Source organism: Paenibacillus sp. FSL H8-0260 (assembly GCF_045040625.1).
Lineage (GTDB): Bacteria > Bacillota > Bacilli > Paenibacillales > Paenibacillaceae > Paenibacillus_AQ > Paenibacillus_AQ odorifer.
In genome coordinates this window covers 694,518-720,775 of record NZ_CP150298.1, presented here as the reverse complement: position 1 = coordinate 720,775, position 26,258 = coordinate 694,518, and the positions used below count along the sequence as shown (strand labels likewise).

Genomic DNA, 26,258 nt, shown 5'->3' with positions numbered 1-26,258 from the left:
CAATTATACTTTATAAACATTTATGTTTGTTTAGTGTTGCATTATTGGTCTAGATACGGTTTAATTAAAGTATCCTATTGGGCGAAACCCTATAGTACATATTTACAATAAAGGATTTTGACGTTAGTTCGCCAGAATTCTTTATCTATAACAAAATTCTAATATAACTCAGGAGGGATTTTTCCATGGCATTTCAATTACCGGCACTTCCTTATCCGAACAACGCACTCGAACCACACATCGACGCATTGACGATGGAAATTCACCATGACAGACACCATAACACATATGTAACTAATCTGAATGCAGCTTTGGAAAAAGCACCTGAATTGCAAAGCAAAAGCATTGAAGAGCTTCTTACAGATCTGAACGCTGTACCTGAAGCTATCCGTACTGCTGTTCGCAACAATGGTGGCGGACACGCTAACCACACTTTGTTCTGGGAAGTTATCGGACCAAACGGCGGCGGCGCACCAACTGGCGCATTGGCTGAAGCTATCGATAAAGAACTGGGCGGATTCGAAAAATTCAAAGAAGATTTCGCAGCAGCAGCAACTACTCGTTTCGGCAGCGGCTGGGCTTGGCTAGTTGTTAAAGATGGCAAACTGGCAGTAACAAGCACACCTAACCAAGACAACCCAATCAGCGAAGGCGCTACTCCAATCCTCGGACTGGATGTATGGGAGCACGCTTACTACCTGAACTACCAAAACAAACGCCCTGATTACATCAAAGCGTTCTGGAACGTAGTAAACTGGGAAGAAGTTGGCAAACGTTACGAAAGCGCAAAATAAGAAATTCCATTTGGCTTATGCCATTTAACTAAAAAAGAAGGTATCTCAGAGCCGAATAGGCTAAGGGATACCTTCTTTGTTTAGGTTGGAGATAAAGATAAAGAGAAAGAGAAAGATGAAGATGAAGACAGAGATTGATTGATTGATTGATTGATTGATTGATTGATTGATTGAGATCCTCCCAGACACCGCATTTCACGCCCCTTGCGTCGCTTAAATGGATGCACTGGATCGGTATAGATGAGAATAGATCGGAATAAATCGCAATAAATCTATACTCGGCTTACGAGAATCTGCGTTTGGAGTCGCTGAGCAATAGATTAGGGAATAACTCCCTAAAATTCTGCGATATACTCCATAAACACGAGTAATTAGGGAAATACTCCCTAAAAATCATCCGTTTTGGGCATAAAACCGATATTTCCCCAATTATTAGGGAGGTTTTCCCTAAAATGATCAATTACAAGCCAAATCGACCTATTTTTAGGGAAGAATTCCCTAATTAAATCTTTACCACTCTCGTAGCCATAGAACACCAGAAGAATTTAGTTGGAACAAGACTGAACTAATCTGAGCCAAATAAATGAATATTTGCTACGATGAGACTGAAGCATACGACCATACCTAGGTGCATACGACCCTACTTAGGTGCATACGACCCTACTTAGGTGCATACGACCCTACTTAGGTGCATACGACCCTACTTAGGTGCATATGACCATACTTAGGTGCATACTACTCTAGTTAGGCGCATATGACCATACTTAGGTGCATTTGACCATACTTAGGTGCATACGACCCTACTTAGGTGCATACATCAAACTCAGGTTTTGTACATTTAGCACTTTAGCAACACAACACAGCGAATCCCCTACTGCTCTAGCTTCGCCCGCTCTTCCTGCTCATCAAAATAAAGGTTCAATAGCTTCAGAAAAACGTTAGGGAACGCATAGTTAGCCATGTCTTCGCGGCTGATCCAGCGCACAGCTCCGCCGTCCTCTGGACTAGCGGTCCCGTCCTCAAATCTCTCGATAGGCATGCTGCTGTCGATTCCTGAGAACAAGTCCGCATCCGCGTTGTACACCGCCCGTCCTTCTGCCGCTATCGGCAGCGGAAGGGCGTCCTCTTCGCTGCAGCGGTACACCTGCAGCGTCCACACGATATGGCTGAAGATATGCTCAGCAGCCATCCAGTGCTTCTCAGGCCGGGCAGAGATCCCAGCCTCCCGCAGTGACCGGCGCAGCCGGTCCAGCGCCGCGACTTCCGGCAGCCGCGCGCCTTTGGCGCCGCCTTCCACAGGCGGCGCCGGCCAGTGCGGCAGCTCCCACATGCGGGCTAACAGCCCGCTTTGTGGCCGCTGCCGGATGAGCACTTGGCCCGCGTGGGCACCGCGGCCCTCGATTAAGGCCGCCAGCCGCTCCTCAGGGCGCGGCGGCTTGGCCTTGGTCTTGACGGGCAGCGAGGTCTCGCAGCCCGCCAGGCGCGCGGCGCAATGCTCCATCACCGGGCAGGTTAAACAGCGCGGTGATTTAGGAGTGCATACGAGCGCCCCAAGCTCCATCAGCGCCTGATTAAAAGATGCCGCTTCCCCCTCCGGGATCAGTTCAGCTGCCAGGCGCTCCATTTTTACGCGGGTGGGTCCCTTGGCGATATCATCCTCTATCAGGAAGTATCGGGACAACACCCGCATCACATTGCCGTCGACCGCTGGCTCCGGCCGATTGAACGCAATGCTAAGGATAGCCCCTGCCGTATAAGGTCCCACTCCCTTTAAACTGAACACAGCCTCGCGATCATTCGGCACCTGCCCGCCATACAGCTCTTTGACCTGTTTGGCCGCATGCTGTATATTGCGAGCACGAGAATAATAACCTAAGCCTTCCCAGCACTTAAGCACGTCCTCTTCTGGTGCATCGGCGAGCGACTCCACGGTAGGAAACCTTTCGATAAACCGATTGAAATACGGGATTACCGTATCCACCCTTGTCTGCTGCAGCATTATTTCAGAAATCCAAATATAATAAGGATTGCGGTGCCGACGCCAAGGCAAATCCCGTTTCTGCCCTTGATACCACTCCAGCAAATGATAGCTGAAATATTTCTTAGCCTCCCGCAGCTCCTGTCCGTCTTGAACTTGTATATCTTGTTGTGTCATTATAACGCTCCTTGCCCTTCTATAATCAGGGTTCAATTTATGAACCTGGCCCTTCCACGACAGCAAAAGCCGAAGCCAAATCACGGCCATGTGTTATCGTAAGATGAATGGTGTACCTCTGTCCATTTGGCAGATCTAGTCTGCTCCAAGCTTCACACGATAAAGTTACCTCTGGTTTTCCTTTAGCATCAGGCAATATCTCAATATCCTGAAACCCAACTACATTGCCGATGCCACAGCCTAAAGCCTTCACAACTGCTTCCTTGGCAGCAAAACGTCCGGCTACGAACTCAGCCAACCTCCCGCTTCGCTCTTCAGCAAGTTGATATTCTTGCTCTGTTAAGACCCGCTGGTTAAATTTCTTACCCAGTCCTCTATTTATTACCTCTGAGATTCGTTCAATTTCTAACACATCATGTCCGATTCCGTAAATCAACACTTCACGCTCCTTATGGACGTGTATCCCATTTTGCTTCAATAATGGTATGATCAATCATATGAAGTATTATTAAAAGTAATAGTCCTGCAAGATTCTTTCTGCTATCTTAAAAGAAAATGCGCTCTAAGTCTAATAAGACTATCCAGCGACTTCACGATAGACTAGCTGATTTACTTCATTTTTATATATGGAGAGGGGATTACCCTATGAATCATCGTAATTTTGAAATACCTGCCGGAGACGGAGCTGTTCTCCGCTGCTCACACTTCCCAGCCCAAGGCAAAGCCAAAAGCGTTATAGTTATAGCCCATGGCTACAAAGGTTTTAAAGATTGGGGAATGTTTCCTTACATAGCCACAACTCTCAGCCAAGAGCATGAAGTAATTACTTTTAACTTCTCTCATGCTGGCATCGGGGAAGATCTGCTGCATTTCACTGAACTTGAGAAGTTCGCCCGCAACACCTATCGCCGCAGCTTGAAGGACATGGAAATCCTGTTGTCCTATCTTAGTCAACACCCGAAATTCGGCAGCCTGCCGTTATTCCTTCTCGGCCACAGTCTCGGAGGGGGAATTTGTTTGGTCTACACGCTTGATCATCCCAATGAGATCAGCGGAGTAATCTCCTGGAACGGGGTTACGAAACTCGATTTGCTGACGGAAGAACAAAAGCAGCAGATGAAGGAAACAGGAAGAACCTATGTCCTTAATGGACGTACTGGCCAACAAATGCCGCTGGATGCTGTAATTTTAGAAGATATGGAGAACAACAAAGAACGCTATAACATCCTTGAACGCATACAGAAAGCGTCCTTCCCAGTTGTCCTTATTCAAGGCAGTCAAGATGGAGTACATCTCCGCCAAGGATCTGAGCATCTCATCAAACTTCGGCCAGATATTAGCTGGGTGCAGGTTCCTGAGGGTAATCATACGTTCAACACTGTGCATCCTTTTGCTGGCACGACTCCGCAATTAGAGTTCGCGATTGCTGCGACAACTAATTTTATCGATCAGACACTTACGCTTACAGAATAATTATTCTTCTTAGTCTATCCAGCTATCCAACTCACAAAAACCGCCACGAGCTCTGCTGCTACGCAGACCCGTGGCGATTTCTAGTTCAACCTATTCTAAATCCCCGGAATAACATTACGCTTATGTGCCGTTCTCCGGTAATAATTCTCAAGCTTCTCAGCTACTTCAGGGTTAACCTGTTTACCTTCCAGATAGTCGCTGTTATCGTCATAAGTAATGCCCAGCTCGGTTTCATCCGTCTGACCCGGCCATAAGCCCGCCGTAGGTGCTTTTGTGACAATATCCGCAGGCACACCGATATGTGCAGCCAATTGACGTACCTGACGTTTATTAAGTGTGGATAGTGGTGTAATATCTACAGCGCCATCGCCCCACTTCGTGTAGAAGCCGGTAATCGCTTCAGAAGCATGATCCGTTCCTACTACAATTAGATTGTTCTCAAAAGCGAGTGCATATTGCATAACCATACGTGTTCTGGCTTTAACATTTCCTTTGCCTTGATGCGTCATATGGCGGTGTTGGCCTATTGATTTCAGACCATGCTCAACTTCAAGGGCAATTTCATTTACCGCTTCCTCAATGTTGGTCTCCACAGTATGAGTCAGATTAAAAGCTTTGGCAACATCGTAGCTGTGCTGAATATCTTCCTGAACCCCATAAGGCTGGAATACGCCAAGCGTCATATACTCTGTGCCTTTTTCTGCCGACAGCTCGTCCGTAGCCTGTTTACAAAGACCCGCGGCTACCGCACTGTCCACTCCACCACTAATGGCGATCAATAATCCTTTAGCCCCTGCGTTCAGCACGTACGACTTTAAGAAATCAACCCGTTTTCGTGCCTCAACCTCTACATCAATCGTTGGCTTCACGCCAAGATCAGCAATAATTTCTTTCTGTAAACTCACCAAACACACCTCGTTCCATCAGAAATGGTTCCATATCCATCAAAATATCCACCCAAACGAAGCTCATGCTTCTAAGCATATTCTATCCCATTATTGCTCTTATATTTTGAAAAATCCCGCATGCAGCCGATTTGCCGGCTGATGCGAGATTATATGGAATAACTGTTTTTACTGGCACAAACGATTGAAGACTTCTTTCAATTCAGCAGCAATTTCAGCAGCCGAACGATCTTCTACACCATGACGTTCAATAAAGTGAACGAGTTCTCCATCCTTCATCAGTGCGATGGAAGGTGAGGATGGCGGATAAGGAGCAAAATATTCACGTGCTTTAGCAGTAGCTTCTTTCTCTTGACCTGCAAACACTGTGAACAAGTGATCCGGAGTGATTTCATTTTGCAAAGCCTGAGCTACACCTGGACGACATTGTCCAGCAGCACAACCACAGACCGAATTTACGACTACAAGCGATGTTCCTTTTGCGGTTGGAAGAGTTGCTTCCACCTCTTCTGGAGTCATAAGCTCCTGAAACCCGATACTTGTCAGGTCATCACGCATAGGCTGAATTGAATCTCTCATATATTGATTAAAAGACATGGACATTTCTCTGCACTCTCCTTCACTTTTCAACTGTTTGTCAGATAATATTACAGCAGTACTTACTAACTTTATTATACATTCATACTCTGTGAAAGCAAGAGATGCTGTAGAGGGTGATTCAATCTAAGAGCGAACCCCGCTGGGTTCCTCCTTATCCAATGGGAAGGAGATCGTAAAAACCGTGCCCTCTCCTTCTACAGACTCTACATTTATTTTACCGTTATGCCGCTCCACAATACTAAGACACAAGGATAAGCCTAGACCTGTTCCCTGAATTTTCGTCGTAAAAAAGGGTAAAAACAGCTTCTCGCGTTGACTTTCTGACATACCAACACCGCTATCGGTGACAATCAACTCCACTTTATCATGAGTACTGCGTGTCTCCAGCGTCAGCACCCCCTTGGGTCCCATAGCCTCCATACCATTACGTCCTAAATTGAGAATAAGCTGCTTGATTTCCCGGACATTTAGCTCCAATTCATGCAGTGATGGGCTCAGCTTCAGTTCCACACTTTGACCGCGAAGATTAGCATCAGCCCACAGCAATGGACTAACTTCTTCTATAATATGGTGCAGCAGCACCTTCTCTTTATCAGAAACCCGGCTCTGTGCCAAGGATAAAAAATCATTAATAATACTATTAGCGCGGTCCAGCTCTTCCATCACAATCTGATAATAAGAATCCAATTCTTGAGCACTCTTTTCTCTCATCAGCTGCAAAAAACCCCGAACTACCGCCATAGGATTACGAATCTCATGGGTAATTCCAGCAGCCATCTGCCCGACCAAGCTCAAACGTTCCACATGATCCAGCTCTACACGTAGTTTTTCCTCATTGGTCATATCCTGCACAATAATTACAGCACCACTTGTTACCCCTGAGCTCTTATGCATTAACGGCGCTGAATAAATCTGATAGATGCGCGACTCATGAATCATTTTTTCACTGGAACGCCGTTTAGAGCGGATATTATCACTTACCCGCATATAGGCCTGTGTATCCACTGAGCTGTGAAAAAACTTTTTTACCGGTTCGTCAATAATATCCTCTTTTCGCAAATTGGGATAATGAGTCCTCATCATTCCTAACATACAATCATTAAGATCAGTTACAACTCCGTGTTCATCCAGAGACATAATACTCAGAGGGACTACATTGGTAATCTGCTGCAGCTTCTCGGACTCCCACTGGAAACTTTCACTGATACTCTCCATTTGTACTTTATCCCGCAATCTACTTCTAACCATCTCAACAAAATATACAAAAACACCACCTAAAGCGATGGTGAAAAACAGATATACCGTAATCAGAAATGCTTGCACGGAATTTGATTCATATATATTTTCCCCGCCTATAATCGGGACTAACGCAATAAATAGCATGCTTGGACAAAGAATCATCCATAACATACCGATCTTCTCAACTACTGTACCTTTCTTAAAAGGTTTGGCCAGTCCAAACAGTAGCGGATATAATAAAACCCCTGAATTCAATATCACGTTACTGATTCCTGTAGGCTCCGCAATGATTACATTGCAGATAAGCAAAAAAATGGACAGTAAAATGCCCGAACGGGTAGTTCCATATAAAATACCAATATACGCAGGGATTAATCCTAAATTCAAATAGGCTACACCAAACAGAGTTGTCGAAAGAAGAGAGCACAGGATAAGACTAAACGTACACGCCAAAATTAAAAAGGTCTGATCATTTGGGAGCTTCCCCTTTTTCCGAGTCACAAATCTACGGTCCACCCACCATTGAAAAAGAAAAAGAAAGGAGCATGCTGCCGATATTTGCAATAAGATATCCTTAACCGCACCAATAATTACAATCACACCCCAAAATGGACAAATTACCCTACATGCTTAGATTAAAGCACAGGATTACTCTCCTGACAACGATAATCACCTAATGATTGGACAAGACTGGTTACATGTGAATCAGAATGGTATGATTCCGTTAGGAATACCCGCGGAAATCGCTTCCGTGTCTTAACATGTAAAGGAGTAAAATTTCATGAGCAATTACGATGTGATCGTCATTGGAGGCGGCCCTTCGGGTCTAATGGCAAGCGTGGCCGCTGCAGAACACGGGGCATCCGTTCTGCTAATCGACAAGGGAGCAAAACTAGGCCGAAAGCTCGGAATATCTGGTGGCGGACGCTGCAATGTTACCAACGTCAAGGAAAGAGACGAGCTAATCGCCCATATTCCAGGAAACGGGCGTTTTTTGTATAGTGCCTTCGACCATTTTAATAACCAGGATATCATCGCCTTTTTTGAAGGTTTAGGCATTGCATTAAAAGAAGAAGATAACGGGCGGATGTTTCCCGTTTCCGATAAGGCCTCTAGTGTCGTATCTGCCTTAATCAGCAAAGTACGGAGTCTAGGCGTGCAGATTATGACCGACAGTCCCGTCTCAAGAATAATCTATGACGAAGGGGCTGTTAAGGGAGTCCAGCTGAACTCAGGCAAGACGATCGCCTGCACTGCTGTTATCATCGCCACCGGAGGCAAGTCTGTACCACAGACCGGCTCCACTGGAGATGGCTACCCTTGGGCAGAAGCCGCAGGGCACACGATCACCGAGCTGTTTCCGACAGAGGTGCCGATTCTTTCACGGGAAGAATGGATTAAGTCCGGCGAGCTGCAAGGCCTGTCACTACGTGATGTAGCCCTCACTGTGTGGAATCCTAAAGGGAAGAAGGTCATCTCTCATCGAGGAGATATGATATTCACCCATTTTGGATTATCAGGGCCCATTGCACTGCGGTGCAGCCAATTTCTGAGACAAGTCCAACGTAAATCCGGCACAGATACGGTGGAGATGTCCATTGATCTCTTCCCTGATCTGAACACACAGGAAGTAGAATCTATGTTGCAGGATAAGCTGGATCAGGAACCTAAGAAAGCGATCCGCAATTCGCTGAAAGGACTGTTGCCAGAACGTCTCATCCCCCTCTTGCTGACTAAAGCTGACTTAGATGGGGATACAACTGGCCATCACGTCTCCAAGAATGGGTTGCTTCTATTAGCTGGGATTTTGAAACGCATGCCGGTTTATGTGCATGGCACCCGTTCCCTATCCGAGGCCTTTGTTACCGGGGGCGGGGTAAACCTGAAGGAGATCGATCCCAAAAGAATGGAATCGAAGCTTATGCCGGGGTTATTCTTCTGCGGCGAGGTACTCGATATCCATGGCTATACAGGAGGCTACAATATAACAGCGGCCTTCTCAACAGGATATACAGCAGGCAAGCACGCTGCTGACATTCGACTGGGATAATCTCTAATGCAACGTGAATATCCTCCAAGCAGCTTACTACTTTGAAAATGGCGGTCTGCGCGATTCTCTCATTAATTGGAGAATCGCTCCTCTGTTTTGGGTTCCTCAGCTGCTATGTGGAGCGTCTGTCCTAATCAGCTACTGCGGCTTCGGACCCAGATGACGTTATTTGCGAATTTATCACCTTATGGGCAGTGTTTCGGACTCCAACGACGCTATTCCTTATAACGAGGCTCATATATGGTGTTTTTCATGGCAATAGCAACTATGGAGTCCGTTAGCATCCCAAAAGTGGAAAAATAGTATGTTTAGGGGCAGCTGTGTCCGATAGGCTAGCTAGGTACCTCGTACATACGTGCGTGCAATAGATCGAATCAAGACAAAAAAAGAAGAGTGCCCCAGCAGCCTTTTCACGGCTTATAGGGCACTCTTCCGTTCTATTTATATCTTTATTTCGCTAAGCGAAATGTTCCAAATATTCTAGAGCTAAACAGTGCAACGATATAACCTAGCGGGATGAACAGGATAATCCCAAACCATCCATATAAGGAAATACAGATCAGCGCAGAACAAATGATTGAAAAAGGAAGCAGTAAGATAGGGACCGCACGCAGCCCCGCTTCGGCTTTTTGTTCCTTCGTAAACGGCAGAATTCCGATGTAATCATCTCCCACGAATAACGACCAGAACGACAACAGCCAATTGGTCATGAGAGAAACTAAAACTATAAAGCCCAGCCATTTGAACCCTGATGGAATGATAAATATCGCTAAAAGGGACACAGCAGTAAACGATAAGTAGAGCTTTAAATGAGCCGGATTCCGTACAAGTGCCTTAATCGCTGCCGCAGAGAAACGGCTCTCGGCAGTTTTTGATTTTAGCAAAGGCTGTGATTTCCGGAAAATCCACGGCTTATGGCGGGTCGGACGTGGCTTATCCAGTACGCCGCGGAGTAATAGGGCCGCTATTTTCATCCGCTGCTTATAATCTTCACGCACATCGTTCATGAACGTCCCACGCATCACTATACGCCGCTGAAGAGCGATTACCGCTACGACTGCAAAGAGTGCTGCAATCAGCAGCATAAAAACTGGACTGTTGTTCCAAAACGTAGCTGCACGGAAATAAATCCCACAAGGAACGGAGATGGCCAGAATCAGCCACAGCCAGCGCCGCCAGCCTTGCTTTTGTACTTTTACAATATGCCCAAGTAATTTAACGCACCAGCTACATGCCAGAGTCAGAGCGAACAGCGCCCATACCTCGGATGACAGCATTCCATATCCCCGAACCAGAAAAGGTAATAACAGCACAAAAGCTACACAGAACTTCAACGATGTTACGATCAGGCTATACAGCAACCCGCGAAACATAATCGTATTTATCCATCGCTGCCGTTGTCTTAGAAATAATAGATCGCCTTCCTGCAATAATAGCACCAGTCCCCCTCTACAGAGCAGGAGCACTAATAATGAAGGAATGAGCATAAACGGCAAATCTCCACTCCAAGCTGGCAATGCCTCGTTCCAGAACCCGTAATATAACCGTCCTCCCAGAAATCCCCCGGGAATCAGTATATATAACAGCACAGTCCAATCGGCAGCCGTACGAATAATAGCAGATTGCTCACGCCAATGAGAAAATAATCGCCGCCAGAATAGCTTTTTGGAGGTAGGAAAAGCAAACCCTCGCTGCTTCTGCTTACTCATGTCAGTTCGTCGAAGCAATCAAACAACGACGCCTCCGGCAGCCCAGCATAATCACGTATATCTTCGAGCGTTCCTGCAGCGGCAACCCTGCCACCCGAGATCAGCACAAAATCATCGCAAATTTTCTCAGCAGTATCCAATACATGCGTAGACATTAATACACCAGCTCCGCGCTGCCGCTCCGCTTCCAGCAGCCGCAGGAAATCTTTAGTGGCCCGAGGATCCAAGCCGATAAAAGGCTCGTCCACAATATAAACATCCGGCTGCACCAAAAAGCCAAGCATCAGCATCATTTTCTGTTTCATACCCTTAGAGAATCCAGCTGGAAGATCATCACGGACATGATTCATGCCGAACTGCTTCAGTAACCTCTCCGCCGTTTCTTGAAACTGCTCATATTTTAGTCCATAAGCAGCAGCAGCCAAATCTAAGTGCTCCCATAAGGTCAGGTCCTCATAAAACACCGGTTGCTCCGGTACATAAGCATAGGATTTATTAACTCCATTAAAGGAGACCTTAGCTTTGGTATTCTTAAGCAAACCGAGCAGTGTTTTGATTGTAGTACTTTTTCCCGCACCGTTTGGTCCGATCAGTCCGAGCAGCTGTCCACGCCGCACCTGAAATGAAATATCGAATATGCACGGGGCACCTGCTTCATAGCCTGCTTCATCGATCTCAACATCGAGTACAATCTCTTCGTCGCTCTCGGTATCCCCTGTTATTTCTACATTCTCCATATTCGCCAACTCCTAAATATTTCTAATGAATATTATTATCAAAATTCCAATCCAGAAAGATAGCTTCTCTAATCGTACTATATATACTTTCTCCAAGGAAGCAAACTGATTTTTTCACAGCTCAGAGAACTACTCTCCTATTTAAAAAAGAAACCTCCCTTTAAAGAGAGGTCTGTCCGAGAAGCTCTAGGTTATTTGTTGCTGAAATTTCTTCTTCACGTTTAATTGCCGCTTCATCTCTACGCTCGATTTTACCCCGCAGCATTAACAGTAACACTCCGAGCAGGGCTGTAAGCAAACCAGAGAGAATGAAAGCCGGGACAGGTCCTGACGCTGTAACTAAAGCCCCACCGGCTACAGGTCCCAAGATAACAGCCGCACTTGTTAGACTGCCTATAGTCCCAAATACACGGCCCGTGTATTCCGCAGGGGTCCGCTGTTGCAGCATTGAATTGAAGGGAATGAACGCAAGGCCTGCCCCCACACCAGCAAACATAAAAGAACCAAACAAAGCGATGTTCATCCATAATCCAGCCTGACCGTGGGCAGTTACAATTCCTGCACTTGAGAAAACAACCCCCATAATTACAGCTCCCAATCCCATGAAGACGAGCGTATGTTTACCACTGCCTATACGGCTTACAAGCAGGGCTGACAGTAAGGTGCCAAGACCACTGGCTGCCACACACCAACCCAGCAGATCACCGTTCACACCCGGAATTTCCCGGAATAACGTTACAATCTGCGAATCACCAATTTGCAGCATTAGCAGCACTAACACCAGCATAGCAATCCCGCAAAGTACTACAGGCATTCCCACGATCACCTGCAGACCCGCCGACATTTCTTGGCGAAAAGACTTCCGAGCACCATTCTCCCCTGTGTTATCCTCTGCTGCATCTTTCTTCAGTGCAGCCGCACGCGGCAGTCCTATTAAGATGACCGCCGATAAAATGAAGGTAGCCGAGTCAATCACATAACAAGCGGCAATACCAAATGCGGCAACCAGCAGTCCACCTAGAGCAGGACCTACAATTTTGGTTATTTGTTCGATAGATGAGCTAAGCGCCATGGCTTTATCCATCTGGGCCGCAGGGACAAGCTCCTTGAGCTTTCCGCTTTTGGCTGGTGAAAAGAGTACATCCATGATCCCTTTAGCCACCAGCAGGACATATACCTGCCAGAGAGAACCTGCAAATACCAAACAAACAACGATTCCGGCACGAGCTAGATCCGAACCAATCATCAGCGCCTTGCGGTTAAAACGATCACTTAAATAACCTGCGAACGGTCCTCCTAAGAGCAACGGCACAGCCATACATAAAGATATAGCCGTAATTTCCCACGGTGTCGCATTCCATTTAAAACCTACCATTGTCAGTAGCGCTAGGATATGCAACCAGTCTCCCACATTCGATACAAGCTGTGCGGCAATAAGCAGCATAAAGGGCTTATTCGCCGTTAGCTTTCCTTCTTTTGAATCATGAGCCAGTTGTTCCTCCATCTTACTTCACTCCCCGTTACTATTTCTCGATGAAGTAATAGTAAAATATTGGAGAACATCAATCATCCGTCTGGAGGCGTAAATAGCGCTTGAACCTAAGACTGAAATTCTTATCCTTTCAAAGACTGAAATCAAAAAAACCTTTGTTTTTATCGTATTCAAAAAATTGTTTGATTTTTAATAATTAAAAGTGTGCTCATTGTGACAAATCACATGTTCTTCATTCGCTCTTTCACGTATTCTAAGGTTATCTCAAGGTTCGTTGCACAGGTAACCCGTGCACTAATGACTATTGATTGCAAACTGTGCGATGAGTTCACACATGATTAACGATAGAGGGTGGAGAAGCATGATACAATCTTACGAACGTGATACGCAATTAACACTACATTTGTACCGGGTATTTGCCAAGTCTTTTAAGAGCATTAATGAACATGCTGTTACCGGCAGCAAAATTGAAGGTTTTAATCCGACTGCCTTTGCCGTTATGGAAGTGTTGTATTATAAGGGACCACAACCCATTCAACAAATTGGCGCCAAGCTGCTGCTGCAAAGCGGCAACGTTACTTACGTAATCGATAAGCTTGAGGAACGCGGCTATTTGCAGCGTAAGCCTTGTCCGAGCGACCGCCGTGTGATTTTTGCGGAGCTGACTACGGAAGGTGAACGTCTCATGAATGAGATGTATCCGAAATATTCAGAACGCCTGCATCTTGCTTTCAGCGGTCTGAATGATGATGAGAAGGAACAAATGATTGTTCTGCTCAAAAAGATGGGTCTACAAGCTGAGAAGCTATCCCCTCTTCCTCGTAAGTAAGAGTCGCTTATTTATGTGTTTTAGACAAGCTGTTATTGATTTCTGTTAATGGTAAAAAGAAAACCAATAGGCGATTCTCCGATTTATTTGAGAATCGCCTATTGGTTTTCTTTGTTCTGCGGCAGTTTACTTGAGCAGATGATATAAGTCCTTATGACCCCTCTGAGCAAAATTTGAGTGCCTTTTTACAGCCTCCGTTAGCCGAACATTAGTTGGGAACTGATCAGTTAGGGCAGTAAGTCGATGCCGAAGACGGACTTTGAGGTCCGCTTTTGGCAAACCTCGGATCATCATCATCCTTATTCGGCAGGACTTGCGTGCACGCTTCCGACTGGATTTGGCGTAGCACGCTTCCGATTGGACTTGGCGAACACACTTCCGATTGGACTTGGCGTGCACGCTTCCGATTGGATTTGGCGTAGCACACTTCCGATTGGACTTGGCGTGCACGCTTCCGATTGGACTTGGAGTAGCACACTTCCGATTGGACTTGGCGTGCACGCTTCCGATTGGACTTGGCGAACACACTTCCGATTGGACGTCCCTTCTAGCTGACCGTAACTATCACTCTCAGTAAAACCCACTTTTGATATAACCCGCTATATTTTCAGCGCCCGATCTTGATGAACCTGAGCAGTAACTTAGGGAATAACTGCATTCTGTACAGCTATTTCGTATGCAAATCGGATTATTCTAACTTTAAGTGTATTCTGTACAATTAAAAACAGAAAAAGTACCCCTAGGCGAGTAAAACAAGAAAATAGGTGTACTAAATACAGTTATATCCATTGAAGAGTTAACGGCAGGATTATAGTTGTACAAAATACAACTAAATTTGCCTAACGATTGCTTCCACTGCTTCCATCGACGCTCTACTCTAGAGGTTACATCAATCTGGCGTGCCACCCATCCGTTATTCCATGTGTCATTCCATGTATCACTCCGTGCGTCACTCCGTGCGTCACTCTGTGCGTCATTCCATGCATCACTCCGTGCGTCACTCTGTGCGTCATTCTATGTATCACTCCGTGCGTCACTCTGTGCGTCATTCCGTGCGTCATTCCGTGCGTCACTCCATGCGTCTTTCCGTGCGTCTTTCCGTACGCCACTCCGTCCGTTAGTCCGTACGCCACTCCAGGAAGTCAATTCGTATGGATCAAGCACATTTAAACGCTATCTACCTAATAAGTTATGCCTTTTTCAAGGACGATGAAGCATCCTCTACTGAAGGCACACCCTTGCGCAAACCCCAGGAAATTATCAGCGACAAAACAGCGAAAACTGCCATTACGATAAATAATGAATGAAGACCACCTTCAAGGGCATCACGCAGACTGTTTGATACTTCCCCAGACAGGTTGGTTCCTGCATGTGATCCAAGCAGCTTATTAATATCATCTCCTGAGATGTTCGAATCTGGTTTTTTTCTTAACAGCTTATCAATATTCAAGTTCAGCCAGGAACCAAAAATAGCCACCCCAACAGTCTGTCCTAAAGAACGCGTGAACGCATTAAGCGCTGTAGATGCTCCCCGTTGCTCATACGCAACAGAGGACTGCGCGATAATCGTAAAGACTGTAGAAGAATACCCAAAGCCAACTCCACAGACCAGCATCAAGCATAAGAGCAGCAGCTGTGAAGACTCCCCTGTTAAGAAAGCCAGACCAATAGCCCCGGCAGCGATCATAATCAACCCAAGCATTGCGGTTCGACGCGAACCTGCTTTTAGAATCATCCGCCCTCCGGCGATCGAACCAAACATCCAGCCTACCGACATCGGCGCCAGTAGCAAACCTGAGATGGCGGCGCTTTTTCCGGATACACCCTGCACCCATAATGGCACATACGTAGAAAGCCCAATAATTAATGTGCTTACCAGCAGGTTAGCGCCTGTAGATACTGCGATATTGCGGTTCGAGAATAGACCCAGCGGCAACATAGGTTCAGGAGCACGACGCTCCACAAAGAAAAATAAGACTAGCAGGATAACAGCCACACTTAGAGTTGCAATTAGCAGTGGGGATGTCCACTCCAGATTCTGTCCTCCTGTGGAGAGACCGAAGAGTAATGCGCCCATACCAGCAGCGAATAGCAGCACCCCTGCCACATCAATTTGTGCTTTCCGGCGTACCTTCTCTTCCTTCAAATAACGGGCAATAAATACCATTGCTAGTAAACCAAATGGCAGATTAAAGACAAATACCCAGCGCCAGCTTAGGTAATCTACAACATATCCTCCAAGAAGAGGGCCTACCAAAGAGGAAATCCCCCATACAGAGCTAAGTAATCCTTGTGTCTTCGCTCTCTCTTCAATACTGTAAATATCCCCGATAATGGTAAAGGTCATTGGAATGAGCGCACCCGCGCCAATCCCCTGTATTGCCCGGAACAGGATCAGCTGTTCCATACTTTGCGAAATACCGCATAATAATGAGCCTAATAAAAAAACAGCTGCCCCCCACATGAACACCGGCTTGCGTCCAAAGAGGTCACTGATTTTGCCGAAAATAGGAGTAGTAATAGCCATTGCCAGCAAATAAGAAGTGAAAATCCAGCTAAGCCACTGCATTCCCTGAAATTCACCTACGATAGCTGGACCCGCTGGTCCTGTTACCGTTCCTTCAATCGCAGCCAAAAAGGTAGCTAGCAGCACCCCTATCAGTATTAATTTACGTTCTAAATCCCCTGTTGACTTCAATGTTCCAAACCCTCTCTTTATGTAATAAAATCATTGCCATTCCCCACGCAGAAGCGCATGCAGAGTCACATCCTGAAAGCCGGAAGGTGTCTGACGATATTGACGCAGTATACCTTCCTTCTGAAAGCCGAGCGTTTGAACCAGCCTCTCCGCACGATTATTATCAGGATGACACAGCGCTTCTATCCGATTCAGCCCCATCCTATTGAAGCCGAAGTTGAGCACTAAACCAAGCGCTTCTTTCATATATCCAAGCCCCCATAAGGCAGGCGCCAGATCGCAGCCAATTTCCCCGCGGTAAGCTCCCTGTAACTGCCAATAGTTATACCCGCAGCTCCCTATAACTTCACCTCCGGGTCCTACAATACTCCAGCGTAAGCTGTCCTCTTCCTGAGCCATCTGTGATAAAAATGCAATCAGTTGCTCAGTCTCTTCGATAGAGGATAATGCTGGAACCCCCAGCCAGCGGGTGACCTCTGGATGAGACCAGATCTGATACAATGCTGAAGCATGTTCAGTAGTCATAGCACACAGCTTCACTCTACTGCCGACCAGTGTGGGTATCACTCCATTGCAGATGTACAAGTCTCTGCCCCCCTTCAACTTATCAATTATACATCATTCAAGAGTATATCCTTAAGATAAAAGTTCTAAATTCTTTAACATTGAAAAGAACAAATTCTACGCGTTAACGTAAAAAGACGTCTGCAACAGGGAGCAAACACTCCCTAAATACAGACGCTTTTTATTAAACTTAACTACAATGATTTCATTCCGCTTCATGAATAACTTCACTGCATAACACCTGAAGTTTGGCTCGAATATCCTTGAACTCTTCAATTCCAGTCCCCGTAATACTGTACCCTTCGGTATGGGCAGTCAGAAAGTTGTCCAGTGTCAGCTTTTCCAATTCCTGTTTCACTTCGCGTTCTCCTACACGATACCCCAGATCTTCAAGTCCGAGCAGCATCTCTGAGATCGTCACATCTTTATCCCGTGCACAATAAAGCATATGAATTCCTATGAACAAGTTCTGTACATCAGCGCGCATATTCCACCTCTTCCGGCTATATAGCCTTCGGTATTTATACTAGCATTACCCTCTGACCGATCCCCGGAAACATTATTGTGGCTGTTCCGCATTTCATGGACTTCAAGGAAGATTCCATATTGTTACAGATTGGTATTGTCGCTTGACGTATCATGTCTAGCTGTACTATGTTGATAATTACAGTTATGAGTTGATATTTGAATTTAAAGTACAGGAAGGTGATGCTTCATGTTTCAAGCTATGCCTTACGATGGAACACGCAACGAGCAGTTTGAAGCGGTTCTAATCCAACTAGAAGCATTAGTAAAGGACGAACCAAGTGCAACGGCCAACCTGGCCAATGCTTCGGCACTGCTTAAACACGCTATGCCGGATACGAATTGGGCCGGTTTTTATTTATTTGATGGCAAGGAGCTTGTGCTCGGGCCTTTCCAAGGTCTTCCTGCCTGCATCCGCATCCCGTTATCTCGTGGAGTCTGCGGAACGGCTGCTGCGGAACGACGCACGTTAGTAGTAGGAGATGTGCATGCATTCCCGGGACATATCGCCTGTGACGCCGCTTCAAACAGCGAAATTGTCGTCCCGCTGATCAAGGATGATCGTTTGCTTGGCGTACTCGATATCGACAGTCCGCTGAAAGATCGTTTTGATGATGAGGAACGCCGGTTCCTGGAGCGATTCGCAGCCCTGGTATCGGAAGTTATCTAAAGCAACTCTATAGAGCAAGAAATAGGCTGTCTCATTTGTAGGAATCTCCTACTTATAAGACAGCCTATTCTTGTTGAGCCTATAGCCGTACCGGACTGATATTCCAAATCTCCGCCGCGTAGCGGCTAATCGTGTTATCACTTGAGAATTTACCGGAATGACCAATATTTATAATAGACTTTTTCAGCCACTCCTGACGGTTGCGGTATGCCCGGTCAATCTCGACATGAGTCTCGACATAACTTGCGAAATCCTTAAGCACAAAGAATTCATCGTTATTATCCAAAAGAGAATGGAAAATGGTCTCAAACTCCGCACCATGACAGCATATAGGTCCCGGATTAACCAACTGATCCAATACTTCCTTCACACGGCTATCCCCATTGTAGATATCACGTGCGTGATAGCCGCCATGCTGATAATAATCCATTACCTGCTCAGCACGAAGACCGAACAGGAACATATTGTTGTCCCCTACCATCTCATGCATTTCCACGTTAGCGCCGTCCATCGTACCTACGGTTAATGCACCGTTCATCATAAACTTCATATTCCCCGTACCGGAAGCCTCTTTACTCGCTGTAGAAATCTGTTCACTAATATCCGCAGCAGGAATGATCTTCTCGGCCAAAGATACCGAATAATTCTCAAGGAAAAAGATACGAATCTTGCCTTTAACATCCGGATCTTTGTTGACAGCCTCCGCCACAGTATTGATCAGCTTGATAATTCGTTTCGCCAAATGATAGCTTGGCGCCGCCTTTGCTCCGAATATAAACGTGCGCGGTACCATATCCATCGAAGGATTATCTTTGATTTGGTTGTACATATGCAGAATATGCAAAATATTTAGCAGCTGCCGCTTATAAGCATGCAGGCGCTTCACCTGAACATCAAAAATAGAGTCGGGGTCTACATGTACCGAATGCTTGCTGTAGATGTATTCAGCCAACTTGAGCTTATTCCGCCGTTTAATGCTGGCCACTTGTTCCTGGAAGGATGCATCCTCACAATATTTAATCAAGCCAATCATCTCTTGCGGATGGCTCATCCAGCGGGTTCCTATCGATTGATTGATAAGATTAGCCAGATCTGGATTGGCATGCATCAGCCAGCGCCGGTGAGTAATCCCATTCGTCTTATTATTGAAGCGGTGCGGGTACATTTCATTAAAGAGCCGCATTTCGCGTTTCATCAATATTTCTGTATGCAGCGCCGCTACCCCATTGACACTATGGCTCGCCACAATCGCCAGATGGGCCATGCGAACCTGATCGTCATGAATAATTGCCATCTGTGAAATCCGGTCCTGATCACCGGGATAACGACTCATCAGCTCGCCGCAGAAGCGGGCATTGATCTCTTCAATAATAAGAAAAATACGTGGAAGCAAGTCCCTGACCATTTGAATAGGCCATTTCTCCAGGGCTTCGCTCAAGATCGTATGATTTGTATAGGACACCATACGAGTTGTAATACTCCACGCTTCATCCCATCCTAATCCATGTACATCCATCAGAATCCGCAGCAATTCAGGAATTACAAGCGTCGGATGTGTATCATTGATATGAAGTGCAACCTTGTCGGGCAGCGATTGTATAGGGAGTCCAAGCTTTCCAAAGGTTCGCAGAATACTTTGCAGGCCAGCGCTGCAGAGGAAGTATTGCTGCTTCAACCGCAACAGCTTGCCTTCGTATTGAGAGTCATCCGGATACAGGAACTCCGAGATGGATTCTACGGAACGCTTATATTCCAGGAATTTATGATAGTCTGATCCGGCAAAAGAGCCAAAGGTTCTGGTAGGCTGGGTGATGGACTCCGCACTCCAGTTGCGCAGTGTATTCACATGCCGCCGATCTGCACCAATGATAGGCACATCATACGGAACTGCACGAACGGCCTCATATTGACTATGCTCAAAGATAAGCCGCCCGTTCTCCTCCCGAGTCTCAATCACGCCCCAGAACCTTACTTCTACCTGTTTGTCTTCACGACGCACTTCCCATACATTATCATTTTGCAGCCAGTAATCGGGCAGTTCCACCTGATACCCGTCAACGATTTTCTGCTCGAACAGGCCGTATTTATAACGTATACCGCAACCATGCCCCGCATATTGCAGGGAGGCCAGTGAATCCAAGAAACAAGCAGCTAGACGTCCAAGTCCTCCATTGCCAAGCCCAGCGTCGGCTTCTACCTCCTCAATATCCTGCAGCGAGAAACCAAGATCGGCCAATCCCTCACGCACGACCTCCAGCACGCCCATATTCAGCAGATTGTTCCCCAGAAGTCTTCCGATCAGAAACTCCATAGAAAAATAGTATACCTGCTTATCCTTATCCGTCTTGTACTTTTGATTGGTATCCGCCCAATTTTTCCCGGCATTCTCGCGAATCATGTTGCCTAATATTTTATAGACATCAGCATTCGAGGCTTCCTCCAAAGGTTTGCCCAATTTACTGATGAGCGTCTCGCGAAACACCTGTTTGAAAGTTTCTTTATCGTTAAACAACAGCAGGTTCCTCCTGACAAAAGCTTTTTTAGGGATGCATTAGACTATGCCTGTAGATCAGATAGGTTATACTGTTTCGTTTCATCTAATCCAGTTGGTTTATATTTTGCTGCTCTTGGCGATCACAAATGGACGTTTACTATCCCCGACGAGAATTCGATTCTTACTTAAATGTACGTCCTTATCCATGATCACATTCTCAATAACAGCATCTTCCTCTATAATGCACTTCTGCATAATTACAGAGTTGATGATCTTCGCTCCTTTACGTACCTGAACCCCACGAAAGATCACGCTGTTCTCCACCGTTCCAGCTATAATGCAGCCGTTAGCCACCAGTGAATTGCTGACATTTGCGCTCTCTAAATATCGGGTAGGAGCCTCATATTTAATCTTCGTCTGCACTGGACTTTCTTTGAACAGACTAAAGTAATTCTCCTGCTGAAGCAGTTCCAGACTATTCTTATAATAGCTTTCCAATGAATTAATTACGGCATGATAGCCATGATACTCATAAGCAGCGATTTTGAATTTATGGCGGTTTTTCTGAATCACATCACGGAAAAAGTAACTCTCCCCATGTGCAATGCAATGTTCCACCTGCTCCAGGAACAGTTTTTTCTCCATAATGAAGATATCGAGATATAAATTGGGATGATCCTTCTCATGATGGATATTGGTCACATTATTCTCTTCGTCCACTTCAATACGCTGGCATAACTCATGCTCTGGCTGCAATTGCTCTATTTTTTTGTATACTACTGTAACATCGGCACCCTTCTCCAAATGGTAGCTGTACAAGTCCTGGAGATCGATAGTATTAATATGCTGGCTGCCGGAAAACACAATATATTTTGCAGATCCCCGTTTAAAAAGATCCAGATTATTATGATAATGCTGAAGGTCGCCAAGAGAAGTATCGGTGGGATCATTCCAGTCCGGAGGCAAAATAAATAGTCCCCCATGCTTGCGATTCATATCCCAAGATTTCCCGTCACCCAAATGATCCATTAAAGAACGATATTTACGGCGAACAAACAGGCCCACGCTCTCCAGATCCGCACGCATCATATTGGAAAGCACGAAATCTATCAACCGATAACGACTGGCAAAAGGTACGGCTGCACCACAGCGGAAATAAGTGAGTTCATTTAGTTTATCGAGTTCATGATCCAGATTAATTACACCCATGAGTTGCTTCATCGGAATCCACCGTCCTCTTATAATTTATAAGAAAGTATAAGTTTCACTATATACTTTATCCTTATAAATCTCGCATAAACGCTTACCGTCCCTAGAAGGACGCCGAAGGCGTTTTAGCTTGATTATATGGTTTTGGCCACAGCTGATTTACGTTTTTTGCTTTTATTGTCGATCAGCAGAATTTCGTTCTCGTTCTCCCGCTCGATGCCTATTTCCATATAATCGTCGATTACCGTATTTTCACTAATAATCGCTTTATGAATGCGTACGTTCTTACCAATCTTAACCTTAGGCATAATTACGGAGTCCGTAATCACGCTGCCTTCACCTACTTCTACGCCATAAAAAAGAACCGAGTGCTTCACTTCACCATGCACAATGCACCCTTCATTAATAATGCATCCTGACACTTTCGCCCCAGGTGCGACATATTGAGCAGGTTGATTCGGATTGCGTGTAAATATGCGCCAGTTGGGATCATTTAGATTAAGCGGTGGATTATCGCTCAGTAAATCCATGTTCGCTTCCCACAGGCTTGCTACCGTACCAACGTCTCTCCAATACCCTTCAAAAGGGTACGCAAATAAAGAGTTTCCGTCTTCCAGCATCAAAGGAATGATATCCTTACCAAAATCGTGAGATGACCCTATATTCTCTCCGTCCTCCAGTAAATGCTTGCGGAGAATTTCCCATTTAAAGATGTACACACCCATAGAAGCTAGCGTGCTTTTTGGCTGTGCAGGCTTCTCTTCAAATTCGTAAATTTTCAGATCGTCCTCCGTATTTAAGATTCCAAATCGACTTGCTTCCTCCAGCGGAACGTCAATCACAGAAATTGTGCAATCTGCATTTCTCTCCTTGTGGTATTGCAGCATAGCATGATAATCCATTTTATAAATGTGATCACCGGATAGAATAAGAACATGCTCAGGGTCGAACTGATCTACAAATTTAAGATTTCGATAAATCGCATCGGCTGTTCCCCGATACCAGCTGCTTCCATTCTCACGTTCATGCGGTGGCAATACGAATACTCCACCATTCTTACGGTTCAAATCCCAATCACTGCCTACTCCGATGTAAGAATGTAGTATAAGTGGCTCATACTGTGTCAATACACCGACAGTATCAATACCCGAGTTGGAGCAGTTACTTAAAGGAAAGTCGATGATCCGATAAGTGCCCCCAAAATAGACAGCGGGCTTGGCAAGCGATTTGGTTAAACCTTTCAATCTTTTGCCTTGGCCTCCAGCCAATAGCATGGCTACCATTTCTTTTTTCTTCATGGAAAAGCCTCCCTTGACTTATGGGTAATATAAAGTTCAGCAAACCTAGGATGAATGAACAGAATTCCAAAAAGAAGTGAATTAGAAAAGAAATACACCAGAAAGAAATGAGCCTTGATAGGAAGATGACAAAGTTGAAAAAACGAGGAAGGAAATTTTACACGTTCGGATGATCTAACCTAAAATAGGGAGAGCATTCTCCAAAATCAGGAGCCTGAATCAGGAGATTATCCTTATTGTAAAGTGTTCTATATTCTTCGTCAAAACCCTTTATCGCAATTCCGAAAATCCGGAATTTTTAACCCTGTTTGTCATTAAACACGTTAATATTCCTTATAACTAGATTAACCAATTTAAAGCCATGTGAAAGAAATTCACTCATTTATTCTAGAAAAAGAATCATTCGGTCTTCAGCAAACATTCAACCGGATATGGCATAATGAAGCTATCTATCACCGATTTGGAGGAACCTATAATGAAAGCAGTACAAGGAGTTCGACTTCTGCTCGTAGATGATGAGCCTCATATATTACAGTTCCTGGAGCTGGGTCTCCTTAACGAAGGTTTTGATGTACGAACCGCGTCGGACGGGCTAAGCGCCATTTCGATTGCAGCTGAATTCAAGCCCCATGTAGCTATCCTGGATGTTATGATGCCGGGTATGGATGGATTCGAGGTATGTCACTATCTGCGCTCAGAAGAGACAGAGGTAGCTGTCATCATGCTTACTGCAAAAGACGAAGTGGATGATCGCGTAAAAGGACTATCTATTGGTGCTGACGACTATATGGTCAAGCCCTTCAGCTTTGATGAATTACTAGCGCGGATCCAAGCGCGGCTGCGGAATCAGTTTCCGGGGCTGCTAGGTGAGGTCCGCTGCGGTCCTTTCCGAATTGACAGTCGGCGAAAGGAAATTCGCTTCAGGGAGGAAGTACTTGAACTCTCCCCTACGGAATACGAGTTATTACAGTATCTCGTTATCAATCACGGCCTTGTACTCAGCAAGCCTATGATTCTTGATAAAGTGTGGGGCTATGATTTTGGCGGTGAGGAAAATATTGTTGAGGTCTATATCCGTTCGCTTCGTGAGAAGCTCGGAGATAAGGAGCACCGTATTATCCGTACCCTGCGGGGCGCAGGCTACCGGGTGGATCTATGAGCACTCCCATCTTCAGATGGCTTCGCAGACTGCCTGCACCACGTTCCTTGCGTAAACAGCTGCTTGCCACATCGCTGCTTATTCTATCAGGATTGCTGCTGCTAATTGGAGTCTTACAATATATCCTTATGCGAGATTTTATATACAGCAATAGAGCCGAGTCTATGGAAGCGCAAATACGTTCTGTCCCCCGTGAGATGTTTTTTAACTTTTTAAATTCCTATGACGAGGACAGCACAGGTATAAATGACACGAACAACGAGTTTAACAGCAATTTCCCGTTGGAAAGAGAAGACATGAATAAAATGCCAAGTGGGCTGCGAACTGGCGAGAACCGGCGCCCGCTTCTGCTTGATGCCCATACAACTCTCGCCATGTACAGCTCGGATGGCACCTTCAGGGATTTACAGCAATTAACCCTCTCAGATATAGCAGCACCCAGGCTGACCAATGAGCAATACGATGCGCTGCTAATTCACACCACGGATAGGGCAACAGGAAATTACAAGCTCATCCAAGCTGAAGACGGAACTGAACATCTAGCTATATTCATGAATCTTTATAGACCTGGAAATACTAGATTGCTGCTGCAAATGAGTGTGAGCACGGGGCCATTGACGGATGTGATAATGCAGCAGCTGCTGATCTACGCAGGTTTGTCAGTGATTGCTTTATTGACTGGATTATTCCTATACTTACCGGCCCTGCGAAAGACGTTAGTTCCTCTATCTAATATGGGAGAATCGGCTGAGATCATTAATGCCGGTAATTTGGACATTCGGTTTCCAGTTGACCAAGGACAAGCCGAGATCGACAAGCTTGCTCATTCATTCAATGGTATGCTCGAACGTCTCGAAATATCCTTTCATAATGAACGGGAGGCCAAGGAGCAGATGCGCAGGTTCGCTGCCGATGCTTCCCACGAGCTTAGAACTCCGCTTACCTCAATACACGGTTTTCTTGAGGTCTTGCTGCGGGGCGCCGCCGATAATAAAGAACAGTTATATAACTCGTTGCGAAGCATGCATGGTGAATCGAAACGAATCAATAAGCTAGTCGAGGATCTGCTACTGCTCGCTCGAATGGATGGAGCTCCACAGCTGCAGATGACTGATCTGATTCTCAGCGAGGTGATTCACGAAATGAAGCCGCATCTGCTTTTGCTCGCAGATCAACGGAAAGTTACATTTGATATTTCCTATGGCATCCGTGGTAAATATGATCCCTATAAGCTCAAGCAGGTGATTCTGAATCTGTTCCACAATGCAGTTCAGCATACCGATGCCACGACAGGGAGCATTCATCTCTCTTTACAAGCGGAAGGAAATCAAGCTCTATTAAGCGTGCGGGATAATGGCTACGGAATTGCCGCGGAGCATATCCCACATATCTTTGATCGATTCTACCGCAGTGATTCCTCTCGCACACGTAAATACGGCGGATCAGGGTTGGGTCTCTCCATCACAAAATCTATTGTCGAGGCACATCACGGCAAGATTAGTGTAAATAGCACCGTTGGCGAGGGGACAACGTTTACGGTTAGCCTGCCTTGCGAGGAAGGATTAGCCAAGGAAGAGTAACAACCGTTATAATTAAGAGGAACTGGAGCGTCGCTCCACAAAACTTAAGCGTATGCTTTCGAAGCGAGTTTTGCTCCA

22 protein-coding genes are annotated in these 26,258 nt (G+C 45.7%); 8 read left to right on the top strand and 14 right to left on the bottom strand.

From position 1 onward, the window contains the following. Positions 1–185: 185 nt before the first annotated feature. Entirely contained in the window at positions 186–794 is a 609-nt protein-coding gene (locus MHI51_RS03170) for a superoxide dismutase (RefSeq protein ID WP_036676820.1), read from the top strand. Between the two features lie 871 nt (positions 795–1,665). On the opposite strand, the gene mutY is transcribed toward MHI51_RS03170, so the two are convergent. Both mutY and acpS read right to left on the bottom strand, forming a co-directional pair. After that, complete coding sequence (gene mutY, locus MHI51_RS03165) at positions 1,666–2,949, bottom strand: A/G-specific adenine glycosylase (protein ID WP_405173571.1); 1,284 nt, start codon at positions 2,947–2,949, stop codon at positions 1,666–1,668. Positions 2,950–2,986: 37 nt separating this feature from the next. Beyond that, complete coding sequence (acpS, locus tag MHI51_RS03160; RefSeq protein ID WP_076124398.1) at positions 2,987–3,385, bottom strand: holo-ACP synthase; 399 nt, start codon at positions 3,383–3,385, stop codon at positions 2,987–2,989. A gap of 209 nt (positions 3,386–3,594) precedes the next feature. Between acpS and MHI51_RS03155 the strand changes: the two genes are divergently transcribed. Then, positions 3,595–4,422, top strand: a complete 828-nt coding sequence (locus MHI51_RS03155) for an alpha/beta hydrolase (RefSeq protein ID WP_076124399.1) — start codon at positions 3,595–3,597, stop codon at positions 4,420–4,422. 95 nt (positions 4,423–4,517) lie between these two features. Here MHI51_RS03155 and nadE read toward each other — a convergent pair whose 3' ends face one another. From nadE to MHI51_RS03140, 3 genes are all read right to left on the bottom strand, one after another. After that, positions 4,518–5,327, bottom strand: a complete 810-nt coding sequence (nadE, locus tag MHI51_RS03150; protein ID WP_076124401.1) for an ammonia-dependent NAD(+) synthetase — start codon at positions 5,325–5,327, stop codon at positions 4,518–4,520. A 168-nt stretch (positions 5,328–5,495) separates the two neighbouring features. Continuing rightward, positions 5,496–5,930 carry a BrxA/BrxB family bacilliredoxin gene (locus MHI51_RS03145; protein WP_036676813.1) on the bottom strand — a complete coding sequence of 145 codons (435 nt, stop codon included), beginning with the start codon at positions 5,928–5,930 and terminating at the stop codon, positions 5,496–5,498. A 120-nt stretch (positions 5,931–6,050) separates the two neighbouring features. After that, a complete protein-coding gene (locus MHI51_RS03140; RefSeq protein ID WP_081393520.1) occupies positions 6,051–7,553 on the bottom strand; it encodes an ATP-binding protein in 1,503 nt (500 codons plus the stop codon). Between the two features lie 394 nt (positions 7,554–7,947). Between MHI51_RS03140 and MHI51_RS03135 the strand changes: the two genes are divergently transcribed. Next, positions 7,948–9,216, top strand: coding sequence for an NAD(P)/FAD-dependent oxidoreductase (locus MHI51_RS03135; protein WP_076219358.1), 1,269 nt, complete (start codon positions 7,948–7,950; stop codon positions 9,214–9,216). A 449-nt stretch (positions 9,217–9,665) separates the two neighbouring features. On the opposite strand, the gene MHI51_RS03130 is transcribed toward MHI51_RS03135, so the two are convergent. From MHI51_RS03130 to MHI51_RS03120, 3 genes are all read right to left on the bottom strand, one after another. After that, positions 9,666–10,943, bottom strand: coding sequence for an ABC transporter permease (locus MHI51_RS03130; RefSeq protein ID WP_139329953.1), 1,278 nt, complete (start codon positions 10,941–10,943; stop codon positions 9,666–9,668). Then, the gene (locus MHI51_RS03125; protein WP_036676805.1) at positions 10,922–11,662 is read right to left on the bottom strand and encodes an ABC transporter ATP-binding protein; all 741 of its coding nucleotides are present in this window, start codon (positions 11,660–11,662) and stop codon (positions 10,922–10,924) included. The genes MHI51_RS03130 and MHI51_RS03125 overlap by 22 nt, the downstream gene beginning before the upstream one ends. Positions 11,663–11,822: 160 nt before the next feature. Then, positions 11,823–13,166, bottom strand: coding sequence for an MFS transporter (locus tag MHI51_RS03120; RefSeq protein WP_076278143.1), 1,344 nt, complete (start codon positions 13,164–13,166; stop codon positions 11,823–11,825). A gap of 349 nt (positions 13,167–13,515) precedes the next feature. Between MHI51_RS03120 and MHI51_RS03115 the strand changes: the two genes are divergently transcribed. After that, the gene (locus MHI51_RS03115) at positions 13,516–13,983 is read left to right on the top strand and encodes a MarR family winged helix-turn-helix transcriptional regulator (RefSeq protein WP_036676802.1); all 468 of its coding nucleotides are present in this window, start codon (positions 13,516–13,518) and stop codon (positions 13,981–13,983) included. A 243-nt stretch (positions 13,984–14,226) separates the two neighbouring features. Next, a complete protein-coding gene (locus tag MHI51_RS03110) occupies positions 14,227–14,538 on the top strand; it encodes a hypothetical protein (RefSeq protein ID WP_144024664.1) in 312 nt (103 codons plus the stop codon). 634 nt (positions 14,539–15,172) lie between these two features. On the opposite strand, the gene MHI51_RS03105 is transcribed toward MHI51_RS03110, so the two are convergent. The 3 genes from MHI51_RS03105 to MHI51_RS03095 all read right to left on the bottom strand — a co-directional run bounded on the left by MHI51_RS03105 (position 15,173) and on the right by MHI51_RS03095 (position 17,732). Next, positions 15,173–16,681 carry an MDR family MFS transporter gene (locus tag MHI51_RS03105; RefSeq protein WP_076219361.1) on the bottom strand — a complete coding sequence of 503 codons (1,509 nt, stop codon included), beginning with the start codon at positions 16,679–16,681 and terminating at the stop codon, positions 15,173–15,175. A gap of 30 nt (positions 16,682–16,711) precedes the next feature. Beyond that, positions 16,712–17,266 (bottom strand): GNAT family N-acetyltransferase, encoded by a 555-nt coding sequence (locus tag MHI51_RS03100; RefSeq protein WP_076219362.1) that lies wholly within the window; start codon positions 17,264–17,266, stop codon positions 16,712–16,714. Between the two features lie 184 nt (positions 17,267–17,450). Further along, positions 17,451–17,732, bottom strand: coding sequence for a hypothetical protein (locus MHI51_RS03095; RefSeq protein ID WP_036676794.1), 282 nt, complete (start codon positions 17,730–17,732; stop codon positions 17,451–17,453). 228 nt (positions 17,733–17,960) lie between these two features. On the opposite strand from MHI51_RS03095, the gene MHI51_RS03090 reads away from it, so the two are divergent. Then, a complete protein-coding gene (locus tag MHI51_RS03090; protein ID WP_036676791.1) occupies positions 17,961–18,440 on the top strand; it encodes a GAF domain-containing protein in 480 nt (159 codons plus the stop codon). 79 nt (positions 18,441–18,519) lie between these two features. Here MHI51_RS03090 and MHI51_RS03085 read toward each other — a convergent pair whose 3' ends face one another. The 3 genes from MHI51_RS03085 to MHI51_RS03075 form a co-directional block, all read right to left on the bottom strand. Beyond that, on the bottom strand, positions 18,520–20,952 hold the full coding sequence (locus MHI51_RS03085) for a glycogen/starch/alpha-glucan phosphorylase (RefSeq protein ID WP_036676789.1): 2,433 nt from the start codon (positions 20,950–20,952) through the stop codon (positions 18,520–18,522). 99 nt (positions 20,953–21,051) lie between these two features. Beyond that, entirely contained in the window at positions 21,052–22,155 is a 1,104-nt protein-coding gene (gene glgD, locus MHI51_RS03080) for a glucose-1-phosphate adenylyltransferase subunit GlgD (RefSeq protein ID WP_036676786.1), read from the bottom strand. Between the two features lie 122 nt (positions 22,156–22,277). After that, positions 22,278–23,441, bottom strand: a complete 1,164-nt coding sequence (locus MHI51_RS03075; RefSeq protein ID WP_076278140.1) for a glucose-1-phosphate adenylyltransferase — start codon at positions 23,439–23,441, stop codon at positions 22,278–22,280. Between the two features lie 475 nt (positions 23,442–23,916). On the opposite strand from MHI51_RS03075, the gene MHI51_RS03070 reads away from it, so the two are divergent. Then, positions 23,917–24,600: a response regulator transcription factor gene (locus MHI51_RS03070; protein ID WP_076220407.1), complete on the top strand. Its 684-nt coding sequence runs from the start codon at positions 23,917–23,919 to the stop codon at positions 24,598–24,600. Continuing rightward, entirely contained in the window at positions 24,597–26,180 is a 1,584-nt protein-coding gene (locus MHI51_RS03065; RefSeq protein ID WP_076278139.1) for a cell wall metabolism sensor histidine kinase WalK, read from the top strand. Before MHI51_RS03070 ends, MHI51_RS03065 begins: the two co-directional genes overlap by 4 nt. The last annotated feature ends 78 nt before the right edge of the window (positions 26,181–26,258 follow it).